The following is a 16,008-nucleotide window of genomic DNA, read 5'->3' as shown; positions in this document are numbered from 1 at the left end:
GAACGGCAAAACTTGGATCACGCCAGTGCGTCGCGCGTTCGCGGTGTAAACGCAGCAGCAGATGCTGTCAGAGCCCGGTTGGTTTTGCCGTTTGCATCTCGTGTGTGAAGGCGATAATTGTTAGCCGGCTTTCCGGAAACGGAAAAGTTGCGCCTTAAGCTCAGGAAAACAAAGGCGAATCGGATTCCATGCGAGAATTTTTCGGATTTTTGTAGATTTTCGATTTGCTGATGACTATATAAACTCCGAAAGAGCAAAAGTATGGGCATCACCGCCCGTTTTCTTTTGCCTCTGATATGCTCAAGTTGAGTATAATTAAATAGCGGCACAAAATACCCCTCGCGCCGCGCAAAAAAGGGAGGTCGCCATGACCATTGCCCAGACCAAAGCACCGGTTGGAGCACCGATTGCCGCCGGACTGACGGCACTGGAGCGTTTCGGCAAGCTGGAGCGCCCGGACCTGCGTTATACGCCGGAGGTCGCAGAGGCGACTGCGCCGATCTACGAGAAGGTCAAGCACATCATCCCGGCCATCGAATGGCCTGCTTTGGCGCCGACCATCCATGCGATCAACAAGCTGAAGAAGCAGCGCAACGCGGTTATCCTGGCGCACAACTACATGACGCCGGATATCTACCATGGTGTTGCCGATATCGTTGGCGACAGCCTGCAGCTGGCGATTGAGGCGACCCGCACCGATGCGGAAGTCATCGTCCAGTGCGGCGTGCACTTCATGGCCGAGACCTCGAAGATCCTGAGCCCGGAAAAGACCGTGCTGATCCCGGACATGCGTGCAGGCTGCTCGCTGGCTGAATCCATTACAGGTGCCGATGTGCGGGCCCTGCGCGAGCGGAACCCCGGCATCCCGATCATCACCTACGTGAACACGTCTGCCGACGTGAAGGCGGAATGCGACATCTGCTGCACGTCTTCCAACGCGCTGCAGGTCGTGGAAAGCTTCGGCGTCGACAAGGTGTTCCTGATCCCGGACAAGTATCTGGCCGCAAATGTCGGCAACAAGACCGACGTCGAGGTTCTGGTCTGGGACGGTGCCTGCGAAGTGCATGAGCGCTTCACCGCGGAAGAGTTGCGCGACTATCGCAAGATCGAACCGAATGTGAAGATCATTGCCCATCCGGAGTGCCCGCCCGAAGTGGTCGCGGAAGCTGACTTTGCCGGTTCCACCGCGCACATGATCGACTGGGTCAAGACAAAGCGTCCGGAAAAGGTGATGATGATCACCGAGTGCTCCATGGCGGACAATGTTGCCAGCGAAACGCCGGGTGTCGACTACATCCGCCCTTGCAACCTTTGCCCGCACATGAAGCGGATCACGCTGAACAAGATCCTCGACACTCTTCTGGAGATGAAAGAGGAAGTGGTCGTCGACCCGGCGGTGGCCGACAGGGCCCGCACCGCGGTCGAGCGGATGATCAACTTGAAAATCTGACCGGCTTCGGTCTAAACCGCATCTATGCGATTGCTTCCGGGCCTGCCGGCCCGGGAGTTTCTTTGGGGCTCTTGCCCCGTCTGTTCCAGGAAGTTTCCCATGGCCGTGTCGGTTGAGGATTTTGCACCTGCCTATATAGGCAAGGATGTGGATGATGTCGTCATTCTGGGGGGAGGTCTGGCAGGCCTTTTCTGCGCGCTGAAGCTCAGCCCGCGTCCGGTCACCGTCATCACCAACGCACCGATCGGGCAGGGGGCGTCGTCTGCCTGGGCGCAGGGCGGTATTGCCGCTGCGATCTCCGAACAGGACTCGGTGGAAAAACACCGCGACGATACGCTGGCCGCCGGCTGCGGCATCTGCGAGGAAAAGATCGTCGAAGAGATGACCCGTGAAGGCAGTGCCCGGGTTCATGACCTCTTGTCCTATGGTGTTCCGTTCGATCAGGATCTTGAAGGCCGGCTGAAGTTTTCACGCGAAGCCGCTCATTCCCAGAGCCGGGTCGTACGTGTGCGCGGCGACATGGCAGGCCGCGCGATCATGGATGCCCTGATCGCGGCTGTTCGCAAGACGCCGTCGATCCGCATTCTGGAAGGCTACATCGGCGAAAGCTTCATTGGCGAGGGACGGTATGTAACCGGGGTCCTGGCGCGCCGGCGCGGCGGCCTGGAACGGCTGATTTTCCCGGCAAAGGCCGTGGTGCTTGCTTCCGGCGGCATCGGCCACCTCTACGAACTGACGACCAACCCGCACGAAGCCAACGGTCATGGCCTTGCCATGGCGGCCCGCGCCGGTGCGGTGATTGCCGATGCCGAATTCGTGCAGTTTCACCCGACCGCGCTTGATCTCGGCAAGGATCCGGCACCGCTGGCAACCGAAGCCCTGCGCGGCGAGGGAGCTACCCTCGTCAACAAGGCCGGCGAACGCTTCATGGAAGGTGTTCACCCGGAATTGGAACTGGCGCCGCGCGACATCGTTGCCCGCGCCATTCACCGGGAAGTATCGGAAGGCCGGGGGGCCTTCCTCGACTGCCGGACAGCGATCGGCGAAAGGTTCAAGGACGATTTTCCGACCGTCTTCGCGGCAGCCTCCGCAGCGGGCATCGATCCGGCAAAGGATCTACTGCCCGTGGCGCCCGCGGAGCATTACCACATGGGCGGGGTCCTGACTGATGCCAACGGCCGGACGTCGCTTGACGGTCTGTGGGCCGCGGGTGAGGTGGCTTCAACCGGTGCCCACGGCGCCAACCGCCTGGCATCCAATTCGCTGCTGGAGGCGGTCGTTTTTGCCGCGCGCATTGCGGAAGATATCCAGGGCCTGATGCCGACCCCGCGCAGTGCCTACTGGAACGAGATGGACGATGCTCCGGGCTTGCCGAGCCAGCGCAACGTCGAGGAGCGGGAAGCGATCACCGTTCTGCGCAAGACACTGGCGCGCAATGTCGGCGTGCTGCGCGACGCGGCCGGTCTCAAGACGGCCCTGGCCGATATTGCGCAGGTTGAACAGAATTGCGTGCGCCAGTCGATCCTCAACATGATGGTCGCCGGGCGTATCATCACCGCGGCGGCGCTGAAGCGCGAGGAAAGCCGTGGCGGGCATTTCCGCAAGGATTTCCCGCAGGAAAACCCTGACATGGCAAGCCGCTCCTACACCACCTTGAAGGAAGTCGAAGTCATCACCGCCGAGGCCCTGGAAACTGCCTGACCGGAGAGGCGCATGACCCGTAGATTTTTGCCCGAGCTGCCACGCCTGATGGTGGATGAAGCCGTCAAGGCCGCTCTTCTGGAAGACTGGGGCCGGGCGGGTGACGTCACCAGCCAGGCAACACTGCCACCCGATGCAAAAGCCTCCGCCGTGATTGCTGCGCGCAAACCGGGGGTTCTCGCCGGATTGGCCTTCGCCGAAAGCGCCTTTCGTCAGACGGATGCCGGTTTGCATTTCGAGGCCGTTCTGGCAGATGGTGACCGGTTGTCGCCCAAGGCGGTCGCCGCCAGGATCGAAGGTCCGGCCCGCGCGCTTCTGGCCGCTGAACGGGTGGCGCTGAACTTCCTGGGTCACTTGTCAGGCATTGCGACGGCTACGTCGAAATTCGCCGATCTGATCGCACACACCAAGGCGGACATCGTCTGCACCCGCAAGACGACACCGGGTCTGCGTGCGTTCGAGAAATATGCGGTCAAATGTGGCGGCGGTTCCAACCATCGCTTTGGTCTCGACGATGCGATCCTGATCAAGGACAACCACATCGCGGTCGCCGGCGGTGTGACGCAAGCCATCGAAGCCGCCAAGGCTTTCGCCGGTCATCTGGTGAAGATTGAGGTGGAAGTCGACACGCTGGAACAGCTGGACGAGGCACTTGCCGCCGGTCCTGACGTGGTCATGCTCGACAACATGCCACCCGAAGTCCTGAAGCAGGCCGTTGCAAAGGCCGGAGGCAAGGTTCTGCTGGAAGCATCCGGTGGAATAGAGCTCGATACGGTCAAGGCCGTCGCCGAATCCGGGGTTGACCTGATCTCCTCAGGCTGGATCACCCATTCGGCTCCGGTTCTGGATCTGGGTCTGGATATCGAGATCGGCTGAGACCTCTTTACCGGCTACCCGTTCGGTGTTCTGCCCTGTCTGCCATCCCGTCTCTACGTCATCCTGAGAAGGACCGTCAGGTCCATCTCGAAGGATGGGCCGCTTGCTCTGAAGTTTGCCGGCCATCCTTCGAAACAGCGCTGCGCGCGTGCTCAGATGAGGGTGAGCAGTGGGACGACAGTCGCGGCTGTTTTAATCAGTCACCGAACTCACGCTGCTGCAAGATACAAGCCGCCGAGTGCCGTCAGCACACCCAGGCTGCGAATGATGCGTGGTGCCCAGGCGGGATCGTTCCGGGTGGCCACATTGGCGCCGTAGCCGATCAGGAGCCCGGCCGCATGCAGGAGCGCGGTCGCCAAAACAAAGCCACCGGCATAGGAAAGTTCGCCAGCCGAGCCGATTTCACCGCCGTGGGCATGGCCGTGACAAATGCCGAACACCCCCACCAGTGCCGCACACACGCCAAGTGGCAGGCGCAAGGCAAGGGCGACGACGACACCCAGAACCACGACCGATGTCAGAATGAACGGTTCGACGTAGGGCAGCGGAACGCCAGCAAGCGAGAGCAGGAATCCGACGATCATCGCACCGACGAAGGCGGTCGGCAGAGCCCAGACGGCGCGCCCGCCAAGAAGGGCGGCCCAAAGGCCAACGGCAATCATCGCCAGTACGTGATCGGTGCCGAACAGTGGATGCGTGAAGCCGGCGGCAAAGGAGCCGTGTTCTGACGGATCCAGATGGGCAAGGGCGGGAGAGGCGGTCAACAGGCCGAATGCGGTGGCAAGGCCGAGGCGGTAGAGCATGAAATGTTCCTTCGGTTGGTCACTCCGGTGCCCCGGGATGGGTCGCACCGTTCATGAAGAGCTCAAGACCCGTGTACTATCGATGATTCTGGGAGCCTGTAAACCACAACGGCGGCCTCTTTCGTGAGGCGTGTGCCGGGTAGCGCAACGGAAGAACTGCGACAATGTAGTCCGGTTTCCCGATAGGGAGCAGCTTTTCCGGCTGCTAAATTTCCGGCTGAAGGTTCTTCAAGATCGGTTCGAGCCGATGAAGATGGTGAAGGCAGGATACCTGTGAGCGCTAGATTGGACGAAGCACAAGTTTCCCCAGGGCGGAAATCCTCTCCGCCCCCCGGCCGAAGTGCAGGGGATGACGGCGGGGAGGCGCTTGCCTCGCGAACCGTCGAGATCTGCTTTCTGCTCATGAGAAATTTTTCCCTGCTCTCCTTTGCCTCTGCAATCGAGCCTCTGCGGATCGCGAACAAGGTGTTGAAACGCAAGGCATTCACATATCGCTGCTGCAGTCTGGACGGCAGCGACGCCGTTGCCAGCAACGGCAGCACCATACGGGCCGACTGCGCCATCGGCGATGTCGAGCGGCCGGATCTTCTTGCGGTCTGCAGCAGTGACGATGTGGAACGCATTGGGCTGACACTGGCCCAGAAGGTTGCCATCCGGAAATTGGCCAACCGCTCCAGCCGGATCGCAGGCATTTGCACTGGTGCCTATGTGTTGGCCGACTTCGGCCTGCTGGACAACAGGAACTGTACGATCCACTGGGAATATGCCGATTTCTTCAAGGAGCGGTTTCCTGATGCACGGCTGGTGGACAGCCTCATTCAGACGGACGGCAAGTACATGACCTGCGCCGGGGGAACCTCCGCGCTCGATTTGATGATCGGCTTCGTGGCCCAGGTCCACGGCGGTGCGGTTGCTGCGGACGTCGCCGAAATTGCCCTTCATCACGACTGGCGCAGTGGCAATGAGCGGCAGCACAAGCACATGCGTGATGATCTGGAATCCGTCTCGCAGCGGGTGCGCAGCAGCATCGCCCTGATGACCGAGAACGTCGTCGAGCCGCTCTCCTTGCAGGAAATAGCGCAGAAACTGGACGTCAGCCCCCGCCAGTTGCAGCGGGAATTCCAGAAATATCTGAAGTGCAGCCCGCAGGAATATTACGCCAAGGTTCGTCTGGACATTGCCCGCCAACTCGTCTGCCGCACCTCAATGCGCATGATCGACATCGCTATGGCCTGCGGCTTTGCCAGCGCATCCCATTTTTCGAAACGCTACCGGTCAGCCCTCGGCACAAGTCCTGCCGCGGATCGTCAGCAGCATGGCCGGGTTTTCGAGTTCTAGAAGGGCTTACTCGGCTGCGGGCTTCAGGCTTGCCATCAGGTGATGGAATTTCTCGCCCTGTACGGAAACGTGTCGACGGATGGCAGCCGCCGCCCGTTCACCGTCGGCAGCCTCGATGGCGGCAACGACGTCTTCATGTTCGGCCATGGATTGTTTCATGCGCCCGCGCACGCGCAACTGCACCCTTCGGAAGGGCTGCAGACGCCGTTGAAGGCGAAGGCATTCCTGCTCCAGAAAACGGTTGCCTGACTGGCGGTAGATGATGGCGTGGAATTGTTCGTTTTCCAGATAGTAGCCATCCGTGTCCTGCGCCTCGACGGCGTGTTTGCAACGCTCGTTCGCAGCGTGAAGATCGGCAAGGGCAGTTTCGGAAATACGCGCGGCAGCCAGGCGCGCACTCACGGCTTCCAGCTCTGCCATCACTTCGAACATTTCGATCAGTTCCACCGGACCGGGTTGCCGGACGAAGACACCGCGGCGGGGTATCTGCACGACCAGACCAGACTGGGAAAGCCTGTGAAGGGCTTCCCGGACCGGTGTTCTGGAAACCGAAAACCGGCCGGCAAGCTGAACCTCGTCCAGCCTGTCGCCATCGGCGAAAGTGCCGTCGAAAATCAGCCCTTCAAGCGCATCCGCGATGCGGTCGGATCGTTTTCTTTCCATGTTTCGCATTTAGCATAGGAGTTTTTCGCGCGCAATATTGTCGATCTTGTATACAAAATGACTTGACAGAAAAACATCACATGAGGGTAAGATCAAATTCCGGTTCCCGTCCGGAACCATCAGGGAGGAAAAAATGAACTTCAAATTCTCAGCGTCGGTTGCTGCCGTGACGCTTTTTGCCAGCGCGCTCACCGCCAACGCGACCGAGCTGCGCCTGTCTCACCAGTGGTCCACCGGCGACGTTCGTCACAAGGTGGCCCAGATGGTTGCCGACGACGTGGCGGCGGCCGGTGTCGATCTCGACATCAAGATTTTCCCGTCCCAGTCGCTTTTGAAGGCGCGCGAACAGTATAAGCCGCTGTCTCGCGGTCTGCTGGACATGACCGTTCTGCCGCTCAGCTATGCCGGTGGCCAGCAACCTGCCTATAACCTCACCCTGATGCCGGGTCTGGTGAAAAACCATGACCATGCGGCCCGCATGAACGAAAGCCCGTTCATGGAGGCCATTGAGGGAATCATGGCCGAGGACGATGTGATCGTGCTGGTGCACGGTTATCTGGCCGGCGGCTTTGCAGCCAAGGACAAGTGCATCACCAAGCCGGAAGACATGCCGGGCCTACAGACCCGCGCTGCGGGCAAGGCCTTTGAGCAGATGCTTGCAGGCGCAGGCGCGTCAATTGCCTCGATGGCGTCTTCGGAAGTCTACAATGCCATGCAGTCCGGTGTTCTGGACGCGGTCAACACCTCGTCCTCGTCCTTCGTCAGCTATCGCATTTACGAGCAGGTGTCCTGCTACACCCCGGCTGGCGAATATGCGCTCTGGTTCATGTACCAGCCGCTCCTGATGAACAAGGCCAAGTTCGAAAGCCTGACAGAAGACCAGCAAAAAGCGCTGCTGGCGGCTTCTGAAAAGGCGCAGGCTTTCTATCTCGAAGAAGCCAAGAAGGAAGATGCGGCCTCTGCAGAAGTCTTCCGTGAGAACGGTGTCGAAATCGCCGAAATGACCGCAGCGGACTTCGATGCCTGGCGGGCTCTTGCCAAGGAAACCTCCTACAAGGCGTTCGTGGAAGAAACCCCGAACGGTCAGCAGCTTCTCGATCTGGCATTCGCCGTCGAATAAGCGACTGAACTTGCGGGGCGGCCTGAAAGCCGCCCCGAAACCTGTTCCAAAGGACCTCATTTCAAGGAGTGACCCATGGCGGGCCACAGTACGGCTGCGGTAGCGCATGCCGGCAGCAACCCCTTCTTGCGCGTTGTCGCAGCGATTTCGACCGTGGCCGGCTGGTGTGCGGCAGCGATGATCGTTGTCGCCGTCGTCGTCACTTGCCAGATGATCTTCGTGCGCCTCGTGCTCAACGCTTCCACCGTCTGGCAGACCGAAACGGTCATTTATCTGGTCATCGCCGCAACCCTTGTGGGGCTGCCTTACGTTCAGCGGCTTCGGGGGCACGTCAATGTCGACCTGTTTCCCCTGTCGCTGGCACCACGTGCCCGCTTCGTGCTGGCCTGCATCACGCTGTCAATCTCGATCCTGGTGATGGCGATGATGCTCTTCTACGGCACTGAATTCTGGTACCTCGCCTGGTCGAAGGGCTGGACCTCAGACACTGTCTGGGGCGTCAGGCTCTGGATCCCGTATCTGTCGATCCCCGTTGGGTTCGGACTGCTGCTGCTGCAGCTCGCCGCAGATCTTTACGCGGTTCTCATCGGTATCGACAAACCCTTCGGTCTGGAGGACAAATAATGGATCCCTTGCTGCTCGGCGCCCTGGTGGCGGTCGCCACCATCCTGGTCCTCTTCTCCGGCATTTCCGTTGCGATCGGTCTGTTGATCGTTTCCGCCGGCTTCCTGCTGGCATTCGACGGCTTCCGGTCGCTCGAACTGATGCCCGAAATCCTGTTCGGCAAACTTGATAACTTCGCCCTTCTGTCGATCCCCATGTTCATCATCATGGGCGCCTCCATCGCCTCCACTCGGGCGGGGGCCGATCTCTACGAGGCTTTGGAACGCTGGCTCACCCGGGTACCCGGTGGATTGGTCGTCTCGAACCTCGGTGCATGCGCCCTGTTCGCTGCCATGTCCGGGTCTTCACCCGCCACCTGTGCGGCCATCGGCAAGATGGGTATTCCGGAAATGCGCAAGCGCGGTTATCCGGATGGTGTCGCCGCCGGTTCCATCGCCGCGGGCGGCACGCTCGGCATCCTGATCCCGCCGTCCGTCACGATGATCGTCTACGGCATTTCAACCGAAACTTCGATCGGTCGTCTGTTCCTGGCAGGTGTCATTCCCGGCCTGATGCTGATGGGCCTTTTCATGGCCTGGTCGCTCTATTCGACCTGGCGCAGCGGCAATGCCAGCGTGCTCAGCGCGGGCAACTATTCCTGGGCGGAGAAGTTCGAGATCCTGCCGCGCGTCCTGCCGTTTATGCTCATTATTCTGGGTGTGCTCTATGCCATGTATGGCGGCATCGCGACACCGTCTGAAACCGCTGCCGTCGGCGCGCTGCTCTGTCTGCTGATCGCGGTCATCATCTACCGGCTCTGGAGCCCGAAACTGCTCTGGACGGTGCTGCGCGACAGCACACGGGAAAGCGTGATGATCCTCTTCATCATCGCGGCAGCCGGTGTCTTCTCCTACATGCTGTCGTCGCTTTTCATCACGCAGGCGATTGCAGAATGGATCGGTACGCTGTCCGTCAACCGCTGGATCCTGATGGCGGCAATCAACGTCTTCCTGCTGATTGCCGGGTTCTTCCTGCCGCCCGTCGCGGTGATCCTGATGGCGGCACCGATCCTGCTGCCGATCATCACCACAGCCGGCTTCGATCCGATCTGGTTCGCGGTTGTCCTGACCATCAACATGGAGATCGGTCTGATCTCTCCTCCGGTCGGGTTGAACCTCTACGTGATCAACGGCATTGCTCCGGACATTTCCTTGAAGACGATCCTCACCGGGTCCCTGCCTTTCGTGGCGTGCATGTTCGTGGCGATCGTCATCCTCTGTCTGTTTCCGGAACTGGCCACCTGGCTGCCGGACGTGGTGATGGGAGAAGCGCGGTGATGTTTCTTGCCGATCTGCTGACGACCGTTTTCGAACGAAGATACCTGTCGAAGGGGGCGGACAAGGCGGATGATCGTCCGCTCGAGGCGCTCGTCGCCGATCTGATCGGTGCAACCGGGGAGGTCTCCGGGCAAAATCTTGCCCGGCAGATCCTCAGCCGGTATGGCGCTCTCAATGACGAGGAAAAACGTGCCTTCTTCCGTCATCTCGCGGACGGTCTGGCCATATCGGCTCCGGCTGTCAGATCGGCGTTGGAGCATTATGAGAAGGGGCAGTCGAAGGCCAGTTACCGCGAATTCATGGAGGCTGTCGAACCTCCGCGGCAGGAATTGATCCGGCGGCTCAACCAGGTTCCGGATGCAACCCGGCTTCTGGTCGGCATGCGCGAGGACCTGTTGCGCCTCAGCAAGGGCGATGATGCCCTTCAGGCGCTTGATCTGGACTTCCGGCATCTGTTTGCCAGCTGGTTCAACCGCGGCTTCCTGGTACTTAGGCCGATCAATTGGGAAAGCCCGGCCCAGCTTCTGGAAAAGATCATCGCCTATGAAGCCGTTCACGCGATCGACAGCTGGAGCGATCTTCGCCGGCGTCTGGAACCTGTCGACAGGCGGTGCTTCGCGTTTCTGCATCCGGCAATGCCGGACGAGCCGCTGATCTTCGTCGAAGTTGCCCTGACAAAGGGTATTCCAGGCTCCATCCAGGGTCTTCTTGCCGAAAACAGAACGCAGATCGAAGCAGATACGGCGGATACCGCGGTGTTTTATTCGATCTCCAACTGCCAAGCCGGCCTTGCAGGGATATCCTTCGGCAACTCGCTTATCAAACAGGTGGCCGCGGATTTGTCGCTTGAGCTGCCCAAGCTCAAGACATTCGTCACCTTGTCGCCGATCCCGGGGCTGGTCCGCTGGCTGGAAGGCGAGGGGATCGACCACGGCTCTGCCGACGAGGATACCTTGCGCAAGCTTGCAGCCCGGTACCTGATGACCGCAAAGCGAAAGGACGGTCTGCCGCTGGACCCAGTTGCCCGCTTCCACCTTGGCAATGGTGCATTGGTCCACCAGGTGCACGCAGGCGCGGATCTTTCCGACAAGGGAATGAAGCAGTCTGCCGGCGTCATGGTCAATTATCTCTATGATCTGGAGAAGGTAACCCAGAACCATGAGAGGTTCGCTTCGACCCGGACAATTGCCGCTTCATCTGAAATCAAATCACTCAGCACTGCTGGAGAAAACGCGTTCACTTTAGAGCTATCCGCACTGAACTGAATGCGGCTAATAAGCTCTAACAATATAGAATCGATCAGCTTTTTGGCCTTGCAAGGTTAGATCGAAAGCCTGCTGATCCAGGAGCCCCATAGATGACAAACCCACTCTACGACCAACTGTTCGGAAAGCATGCCGGCAAGAACACTCCCTTTCTGATCTTTCAGGACGGCTCCATCCTGACCCATGCTGCGTTTCTGGAAAGCGCGGCGCAGATTGCCCATGTTCTGACCGACAACGGCATGGTGGCTGGTGACCGGCTCGCCGCCCAGGTCGAAAAGTCAGCCACGTCTCTGGCTCTTTACGCGGCCTGTGCTCAGGCGGGGATCGTGTTCCTGCCGCTCAATACGGCCTACACCGTCGATGAGCTCAGCTATTTTATCGAAAACAGCGGCGCCAGGACCGTGGTCTGCGACGGTGGCAGCAAGACCTTGCTGGACCCTGTCGTCTCGAAACTCGGCGCCCGCCTCGAGACGCTCAACGCTGACGGAAGCGGGTCGCTGACGGATCAGGCCAAAGCCAAACCCTCCGAATTTGAAACAGTGGAACGGGCGCCGGACGATCTGGCCGCTTTCCTTTACACCTCCGGCACGACAGGGCGGTCGAAGGGGGCAATGCTGACACAGGCGAACCTGTTGTCGAATGCCGCCACCCTGGCGGAACTCTGGCGCTTCACCGACAAGGATGTGCTGCTGCATGCCTTGCCGATCTTCCACACTCACGGGCTTTTCGTTGCGACCAACGTGTCGCTGGCCGCTGGTGGCGCCATCCTGTTTCTGCCGAAATTCGATCTCGACGCCATGATCGATCTGATGCCCAGGGCAACGACGATGATGGGCGTGCCGACCTTCTACACCCGACTGCTTCAGGACGAGCGTTTTACGGCCGAGCTCACAAAGGGCATGCGGCTGTTCATTTCCGGAAGCGCGCCACTGCTTGCCGAAACGCACCGGCAGTTCGAGGAAAGGACCGGTCACCGGATCCTGGAGCGATACGGCATGACCGAAACCAACATGAATACCTCCAACCCGTATGAAGGCGAGCGCCGCGCCGGGACGGTCGGTTTCCCGCTCCCGGGCGTGGAACTGAAGATCACGGACCCCGCGACAGGCGACACGTTGCCGGCCGAAACGGTTGGCCAGATAGAGGTGCGCGGCCCGAACGTCTTCAAGGGGTATTGGCAGATGCCGGAGAAGACCGCTGCCGAATTGCGGGAGGACGGCTTCTTCATCACCGGTGATCTCGGGATGATCGACGCAGACGGCTATGTCCATATCGTCGGGCGCAACAAGGACCTGATCATTTCCGGCGGCTACAACATCTACCCGAAGGAGATCGAGTTGATCCTGGATGCCCAGCCCGGGGTTCGGGAAAGCGCCGTCATTGGTGTGCCGCATTCGGATTTCGGTGAAACAGTGCTGGGCCTGGTGGTGCCGGATAGCCCGGAAACGCCCGATCTGGACGCTATCCTTGCTGTTGCCGGAACATCGCTCGCCCGTTTCAAGCATCCGCGGAAGCTTGTTCTGGTCGACAGCCTGCCGCGCAACACCATGGGCAAGGTGCAGAAGAACGTTCTTCGCGAGCAGTTCAAGGACACTTTCGCAACCGCTTGATCTCAGCCGTTTGATCCGGCCGGCATCTATCGCCGGCCGACCTTCCGGGTTGGTCTGCAATCCATACTCGTGCTAGCTCTGAAGAAGGACAGTCGGGGCAGGCACATGAGCGAACGTGAGAACGAAGACCGCAAGATCCCGGCAAGCGATCCGGTAATCAGGCTGACCCGCTACGCGCAGGTTCCGATCCTGGCCGGTCTGTCTGTTGCCATGGTGCTGTTTCTCGTCACCTTCTTCGTCGATATCTACGACGCGATCCAGAGCTTCGAGTTTCTGGACCGAAAGAAGACGATTCTGCTGATTCTCAATCTGCTCGACATGGTGTTCATCGCCAATCTGGTGATCATGGTGGCGACCAACACCTACAACACCTTCCGGCTGAAGGCGCTTGTGCAGGGCGATGACTACATCCAGCAGGGCGAGAAGGCCTACAGGCGGATGAAGCACCGGATCGTCTCGACGATCATCATCATCTCATCGATCCACGTGTTGAGCGAACTTCTGGAATTTTCCCAGACCACACCGCTTCAGGTTGCCGCCCTTCTGGGGTTTCATCTCGTCCTTCTGGCAACTTATGTGGTCACCAACGTCTTCAAGTCGAGCGACTGACGGGAAAGGACGTGCCACAGGCGTCTGAGGATGCCTATGGCACGAGCAGGCCGAAGAAGGACGTGGAGAAGGCCCCGGGCGGCAGGATCAGTTCCAGCCGCCGGCGTAGGTCTTGTAAAAGATGTGCAGGCCGACTTTGCCGCGTTTTGCCATGGACTTCGCCCACCGCGGGTTGACGTAGGTCGCATGATAGTGGGTCGAAGCGTCGACCATCTTCGAATACCGCTTGCCGTCAGCGACATCCCTTGCCAGCTTCTGGGCCGTTGCCCAGGCGGTCGGGCTGGAAATGCGATCCTTGATACCATCGCAGGCAAAGGAGAACTGGCAGCGGTTGCGTTTGTGGCGGTTCTGGTAAACGACGCCGCAGATGCTGTCCGGGTAGGCCGGGTTCTTGACCCGGTTCAACACGACCTGCGCGACGGCCACCTGGCCATCTTCGCTTTCACCGCGAGCTTCGAAGTAGATGGCCTCGGCAAGGCAGCGCTGCTCTTTCTTGTCTCCAACGGACAACGGCAGCGGCTTTTGCGCCCACCAATGCGGGTTGTCGGGATCTTCCGGCGGCGGCAGCTCCTGCTCGTACATGGCAGCGCCGAACAGCGCGTCGAAGGGTTCCTTGGTTTCCTTCACACTTTCAGGAGCGTAGGCGGAAACGAGGGAGAAGCTGGCGGCAGCGGCATTGCGAGCCATCATGACCTTTTGCAGGTCCAGCGGCCCACCTTCCGGGAAACCATCCTTGCCGTTGCTGGCGAGCATGCTGGTTTCCTGGGAGTTGAGCGGCTGTGCCTTGACGAAGGCGACGCGGGGCAGATCCTCGTGTTTCTTCTCCGTCGAGATCAGGCTCGACATGGCGTAGAGATTGCCGGCTGCCCTGTCGACCATCTGGCGGTCCGGCGCCATCGTGATCAGGCGGTCGCTTTTGGCGGTGCTGTTGGTGAGGATCGTATCGGGCACTTCGGTCGGCCTGGCGTTCATGGCGACCTCTTCAAAACCGACGAGTGGCCTGGCCTCGAAATCCTCATCTGCGGACGTCAGTGTCAGGATCGGTGCAGAGATATGGTCGGGTACCGGCGTCGTGCCGAGCGCCAGTTTCGGTGCAACCTTCGTCGTGAAATTCGCTGGCTCAAGATACATCATCCAGCGCGGCGATTCCGCCTTGCGCGAGTTGACGAGCGAAAAGATGTCCTGGTTTCCAACCGATCCGCCGATACCGAGCCAGACCAGTGGGCAGGCAACAAGAACATATTTGAGCCGGCGCATACGCGCACGGACCGGGCCGAAATCTTGTGTCACTTTAGAAGAAAACCGCTTTCCGTTGCGGGACTTAAGGCCAGACATACGCAGCCAACTCCAACTCGTTACACATCGTCCCGAAAACGCCGGACGAACAGCGTGAACGCTGTGTAAACAACGACGCTGAAATTGAAGATGTCTGCTTAACCTTGAAAGAGCGTTAATAAGACTGGAATTCGTGGAAAATCGTGGAAGTTTTCGCGTCGATAGGAGGAGTTATGGTTAATATTACTAAGGACTTAACTTTAATGGCCGTGTCGAAAAAAATAGCAGAAAGCCGTCAGCGCCCGCCTACACGAAGCCCGGGGGCAGGCCGTTCGCTCAACAATTGGTGGCGGAACCGGAACAGGGCGGCCGGGCGGCCCCCGGTCGCGGTCGACGTTGCACCGGTCGGTTCGACAAGGTCGGCGTTTTCTACCAGGCGGCGGAAATTCTGCTTGTGCAGATGACGTCCCGAAATGGCCTCGACTGAGGTTTGAAGCTCGGTGAGCGTGAAGGTCTCCGGCATCAGTTCGAAGATCACCGGTCGGTATTTCAACTTGCCGCGCAACCGGGAAATGGCTGTCGCCAGCACCCGGCGATGGTCGAAGCGCATCGACGCGCCGAGAAAAGGCAGGTTTGACCGCCGCAGGGCCGCGGGCCGTCCATCGGTCCGGGCTTCTTCGACGAGGCCAGCCTCATAAAGAAGTTCGAACCGCTCCAGCGCCCGTTCTTCATCCCAGGAAGTTCCGCCGGTGCCAAAGGCAAGGCGCACCCGTTCCTGACGCCCAAGTGGTTTGGGCGGCTCACCCGAAGGCGGCGGTTCGCTGGACCAGGCGTCGAGAGCAGGCAGAATGTCCCGATCCAGGACCTCGGGACGCCCGGTGCGCCAGTCTTCCCAGGGGAAATAGTCGTACCAGGAACGCCATGCCGAATCGTGCCGCAGGAGCATGCTTTCCGAATCCGGGGTCTGACGTGTCAAAGCCAGATATCCGACCGAAACCACATGCGGTCCTTCATCACCGAAGACCCGGTGCCGGCCACGGTCGCCGAAAGTGTAAAGCTGTTCGACATATCCCAACCTCAGCGCGGTCTGGTTTTCCACCCAGGAGCGCAGGCCGATTTCGAAGGTGCGGTGACGGATCGGGTCGAATGGACCAAACGGAAGGCTATCGAGTGTTGCCTCACCCGGCGCATTCGTGCCGCTCTCTGCTCCGGTTTTCTGGCCTGTCTGTGTACTGGCCTCCTTCGCATCGTTCACGTGAACGATCTGGGGCAGGCCTCCGGCAACCGATACGATGACGGCATTCAATCCGATTTCAATATTGGCTTGCCGGTGGGGCATTGCGTCTCCGTGGTTGGTC

At 59.8% G+C, this 16,008-nt stretch carries 14 protein-coding genes; 10 read left to right on the top strand and 4 right to left on the bottom strand.

Annotated features, from left to right (window positions below):
* Window positions 1–367: 367 nt before the first annotated feature.
* The 3 genes from nadA (at window position 368) to nadC (ending at window position 4,027) form a co-directional block, all read left to right on the top strand.
* Window positions 368–1,450 (top strand): quinolinate synthase NadA, encoded by a 1,083-nt coding sequence (gene nadA / locus ACYQ6M_RS19040; protein ID WP_055657911.1) that lies wholly within the window; start codon window positions 368–370, stop codon window positions 1,448–1,450.
* A 99-nt stretch (window positions 1,451–1,549) separates the two neighbouring features.
* A complete protein-coding gene (locus ACYQ6M_RS19035; RefSeq protein WP_460075011.1) occupies window positions 1,550–3,151 on the top strand; it encodes an L-aspartate oxidase in 1,602 nt (533 codons plus the stop codon).
* 12 nt (window positions 3,152–3,163) lie between these two features.
* Window positions 3,164–4,027 (top strand): carboxylating nicotinate-nucleotide diphosphorylase, encoded by an 864-nt coding sequence (gene nadC, locus ACYQ6M_RS19030; RefSeq protein ID WP_460075009.1) that lies wholly within the window; start codon window positions 3,164–3,166, stop codon window positions 4,025–4,027.
* 209 nt (window positions 4,028–4,236) lie between these two features.
* Here the strand turns inward: nadC and ACYQ6M_RS19025 are convergent, their stop codons facing one another.
* The gene (locus ACYQ6M_RS19025) at window positions 4,237–4,830 is read right to left on the bottom strand and encodes a HupE/UreJ family protein (protein ID WP_023001936.1); all 594 of its coding nucleotides are present in this window, start codon (window positions 4,828–4,830) and stop codon (window positions 4,237–4,239) included.
* Between the two features lie 402 nt (window positions 4,831–5,232).
* On the opposite strand from ACYQ6M_RS19025, the gene ACYQ6M_RS19020 reads away from it, so the two are divergent.
* A complete protein-coding gene (locus ACYQ6M_RS19020; RefSeq protein WP_023001935.1) occupies window positions 5,233–6,168 on the top strand; it encodes a GlxA family transcriptional regulator in 936 nt (311 codons plus the stop codon).
* A 6-nt stretch (window positions 6,169–6,174) separates the two neighbouring features.
* Here the strand turns inward: ACYQ6M_RS19020 and ACYQ6M_RS19015 are convergent, their stop codons facing one another.
* Window positions 6,175–6,831, bottom strand: a complete 657-nt coding sequence (locus tag ACYQ6M_RS19015) for a GntR family transcriptional regulator (RefSeq protein ID WP_055657918.1) — start codon at window positions 6,829–6,831, stop codon at window positions 6,175–6,177.
* Window positions 6,832–6,964: 133 nt separating this feature from the next.
* Here ACYQ6M_RS19015 and dctP point away from each other — a divergent pair, with 133 nt between their 5' ends.
* From dctP to ACYQ6M_RS18985, 6 genes are all read left to right on the top strand, one after another.
* The gene (gene dctP / locus ACYQ6M_RS19010) at window positions 6,965–7,951 is read left to right on the top strand and encodes a TRAP transporter substrate-binding protein DctP (protein WP_023001933.1); all 987 of its coding nucleotides are present in this window, start codon (window positions 6,965–6,967) and stop codon (window positions 7,949–7,951) included.
* Between the two features lie 75 nt (window positions 7,952–8,026).
* Window positions 8,027–8,575 carry a TRAP transporter small permease gene (locus ACYQ6M_RS19005; protein WP_055657921.1) on the top strand — a complete coding sequence of 183 codons (549 nt, stop codon included), beginning with the start codon at window positions 8,027–8,029 and terminating at the stop codon, window positions 8,573–8,575.
* On the top strand, window positions 8,575–9,891 hold the full coding sequence (locus ACYQ6M_RS19000) for a TRAP transporter large permease (protein ID WP_023001931.1): 1,317 nt from the start codon (window positions 8,575–8,577) through the stop codon (window positions 9,889–9,891). The genes ACYQ6M_RS19005 and ACYQ6M_RS19000 overlap by 1 nt, the downstream gene beginning before the upstream one ends.
* Window positions 9,891–11,156, top strand: coding sequence for a malonyl-CoA decarboxylase (locus ACYQ6M_RS18995; protein WP_460075006.1), 1,266 nt, complete (start codon window positions 9,891–9,893; stop codon window positions 11,154–11,156). Before ACYQ6M_RS19000 ends, ACYQ6M_RS18995 begins: the two co-directional genes overlap by 1 nt.
* Before the next feature lie 92 nt (window positions 11,157–11,248).
* Window positions 11,249–12,766: a malonate--CoA ligase gene (locus ACYQ6M_RS18990; protein ID WP_460075004.1), complete on the top strand. Its 1,518-nt coding sequence runs from the start codon at window positions 11,249–11,251 to the stop codon at window positions 12,764–12,766.
* Window positions 12,767–12,871: 105 nt separating this feature from the next.
* Window positions 12,872–13,375: a YqhA family protein gene (locus ACYQ6M_RS18985; protein WP_055657928.1), complete on the top strand. Its 504-nt coding sequence runs from the start codon at window positions 12,872–12,874 to the stop codon at window positions 13,373–13,375.
* An 87-nt stretch (window positions 13,376–13,462) separates the two neighbouring features.
* Here the strand turns inward: ACYQ6M_RS18985 and ACYQ6M_RS18980 are convergent, their stop codons facing one another.
* Both ACYQ6M_RS18980 and ACYQ6M_RS18975 read right to left on the bottom strand, forming a co-directional pair.
* Window positions 13,463–14,710, bottom strand: coding sequence for a cell wall hydrolase (locus tag ACYQ6M_RS18980; protein ID WP_031269700.1), 1,248 nt, complete (start codon window positions 14,708–14,710; stop codon window positions 13,463–13,465).
* A 235-nt stretch (window positions 14,711–14,945) separates the two neighbouring features.
* Window positions 14,946–15,989, bottom strand: a complete 1,044-nt coding sequence (locus ACYQ6M_RS18975; RefSeq protein WP_077290689.1) for an NUDIX hydrolase — start codon at window positions 15,987–15,989, stop codon at window positions 14,946–14,948.
* Window positions 15,990–16,008: the final 19 nt, after the last annotated feature.

It is taken from the genome of Roseibium sp. ROS1 (assembly GCF_054658215.1).
This window is presented reverse-complemented; position numbering and strand designations above follow the sequence as displayed.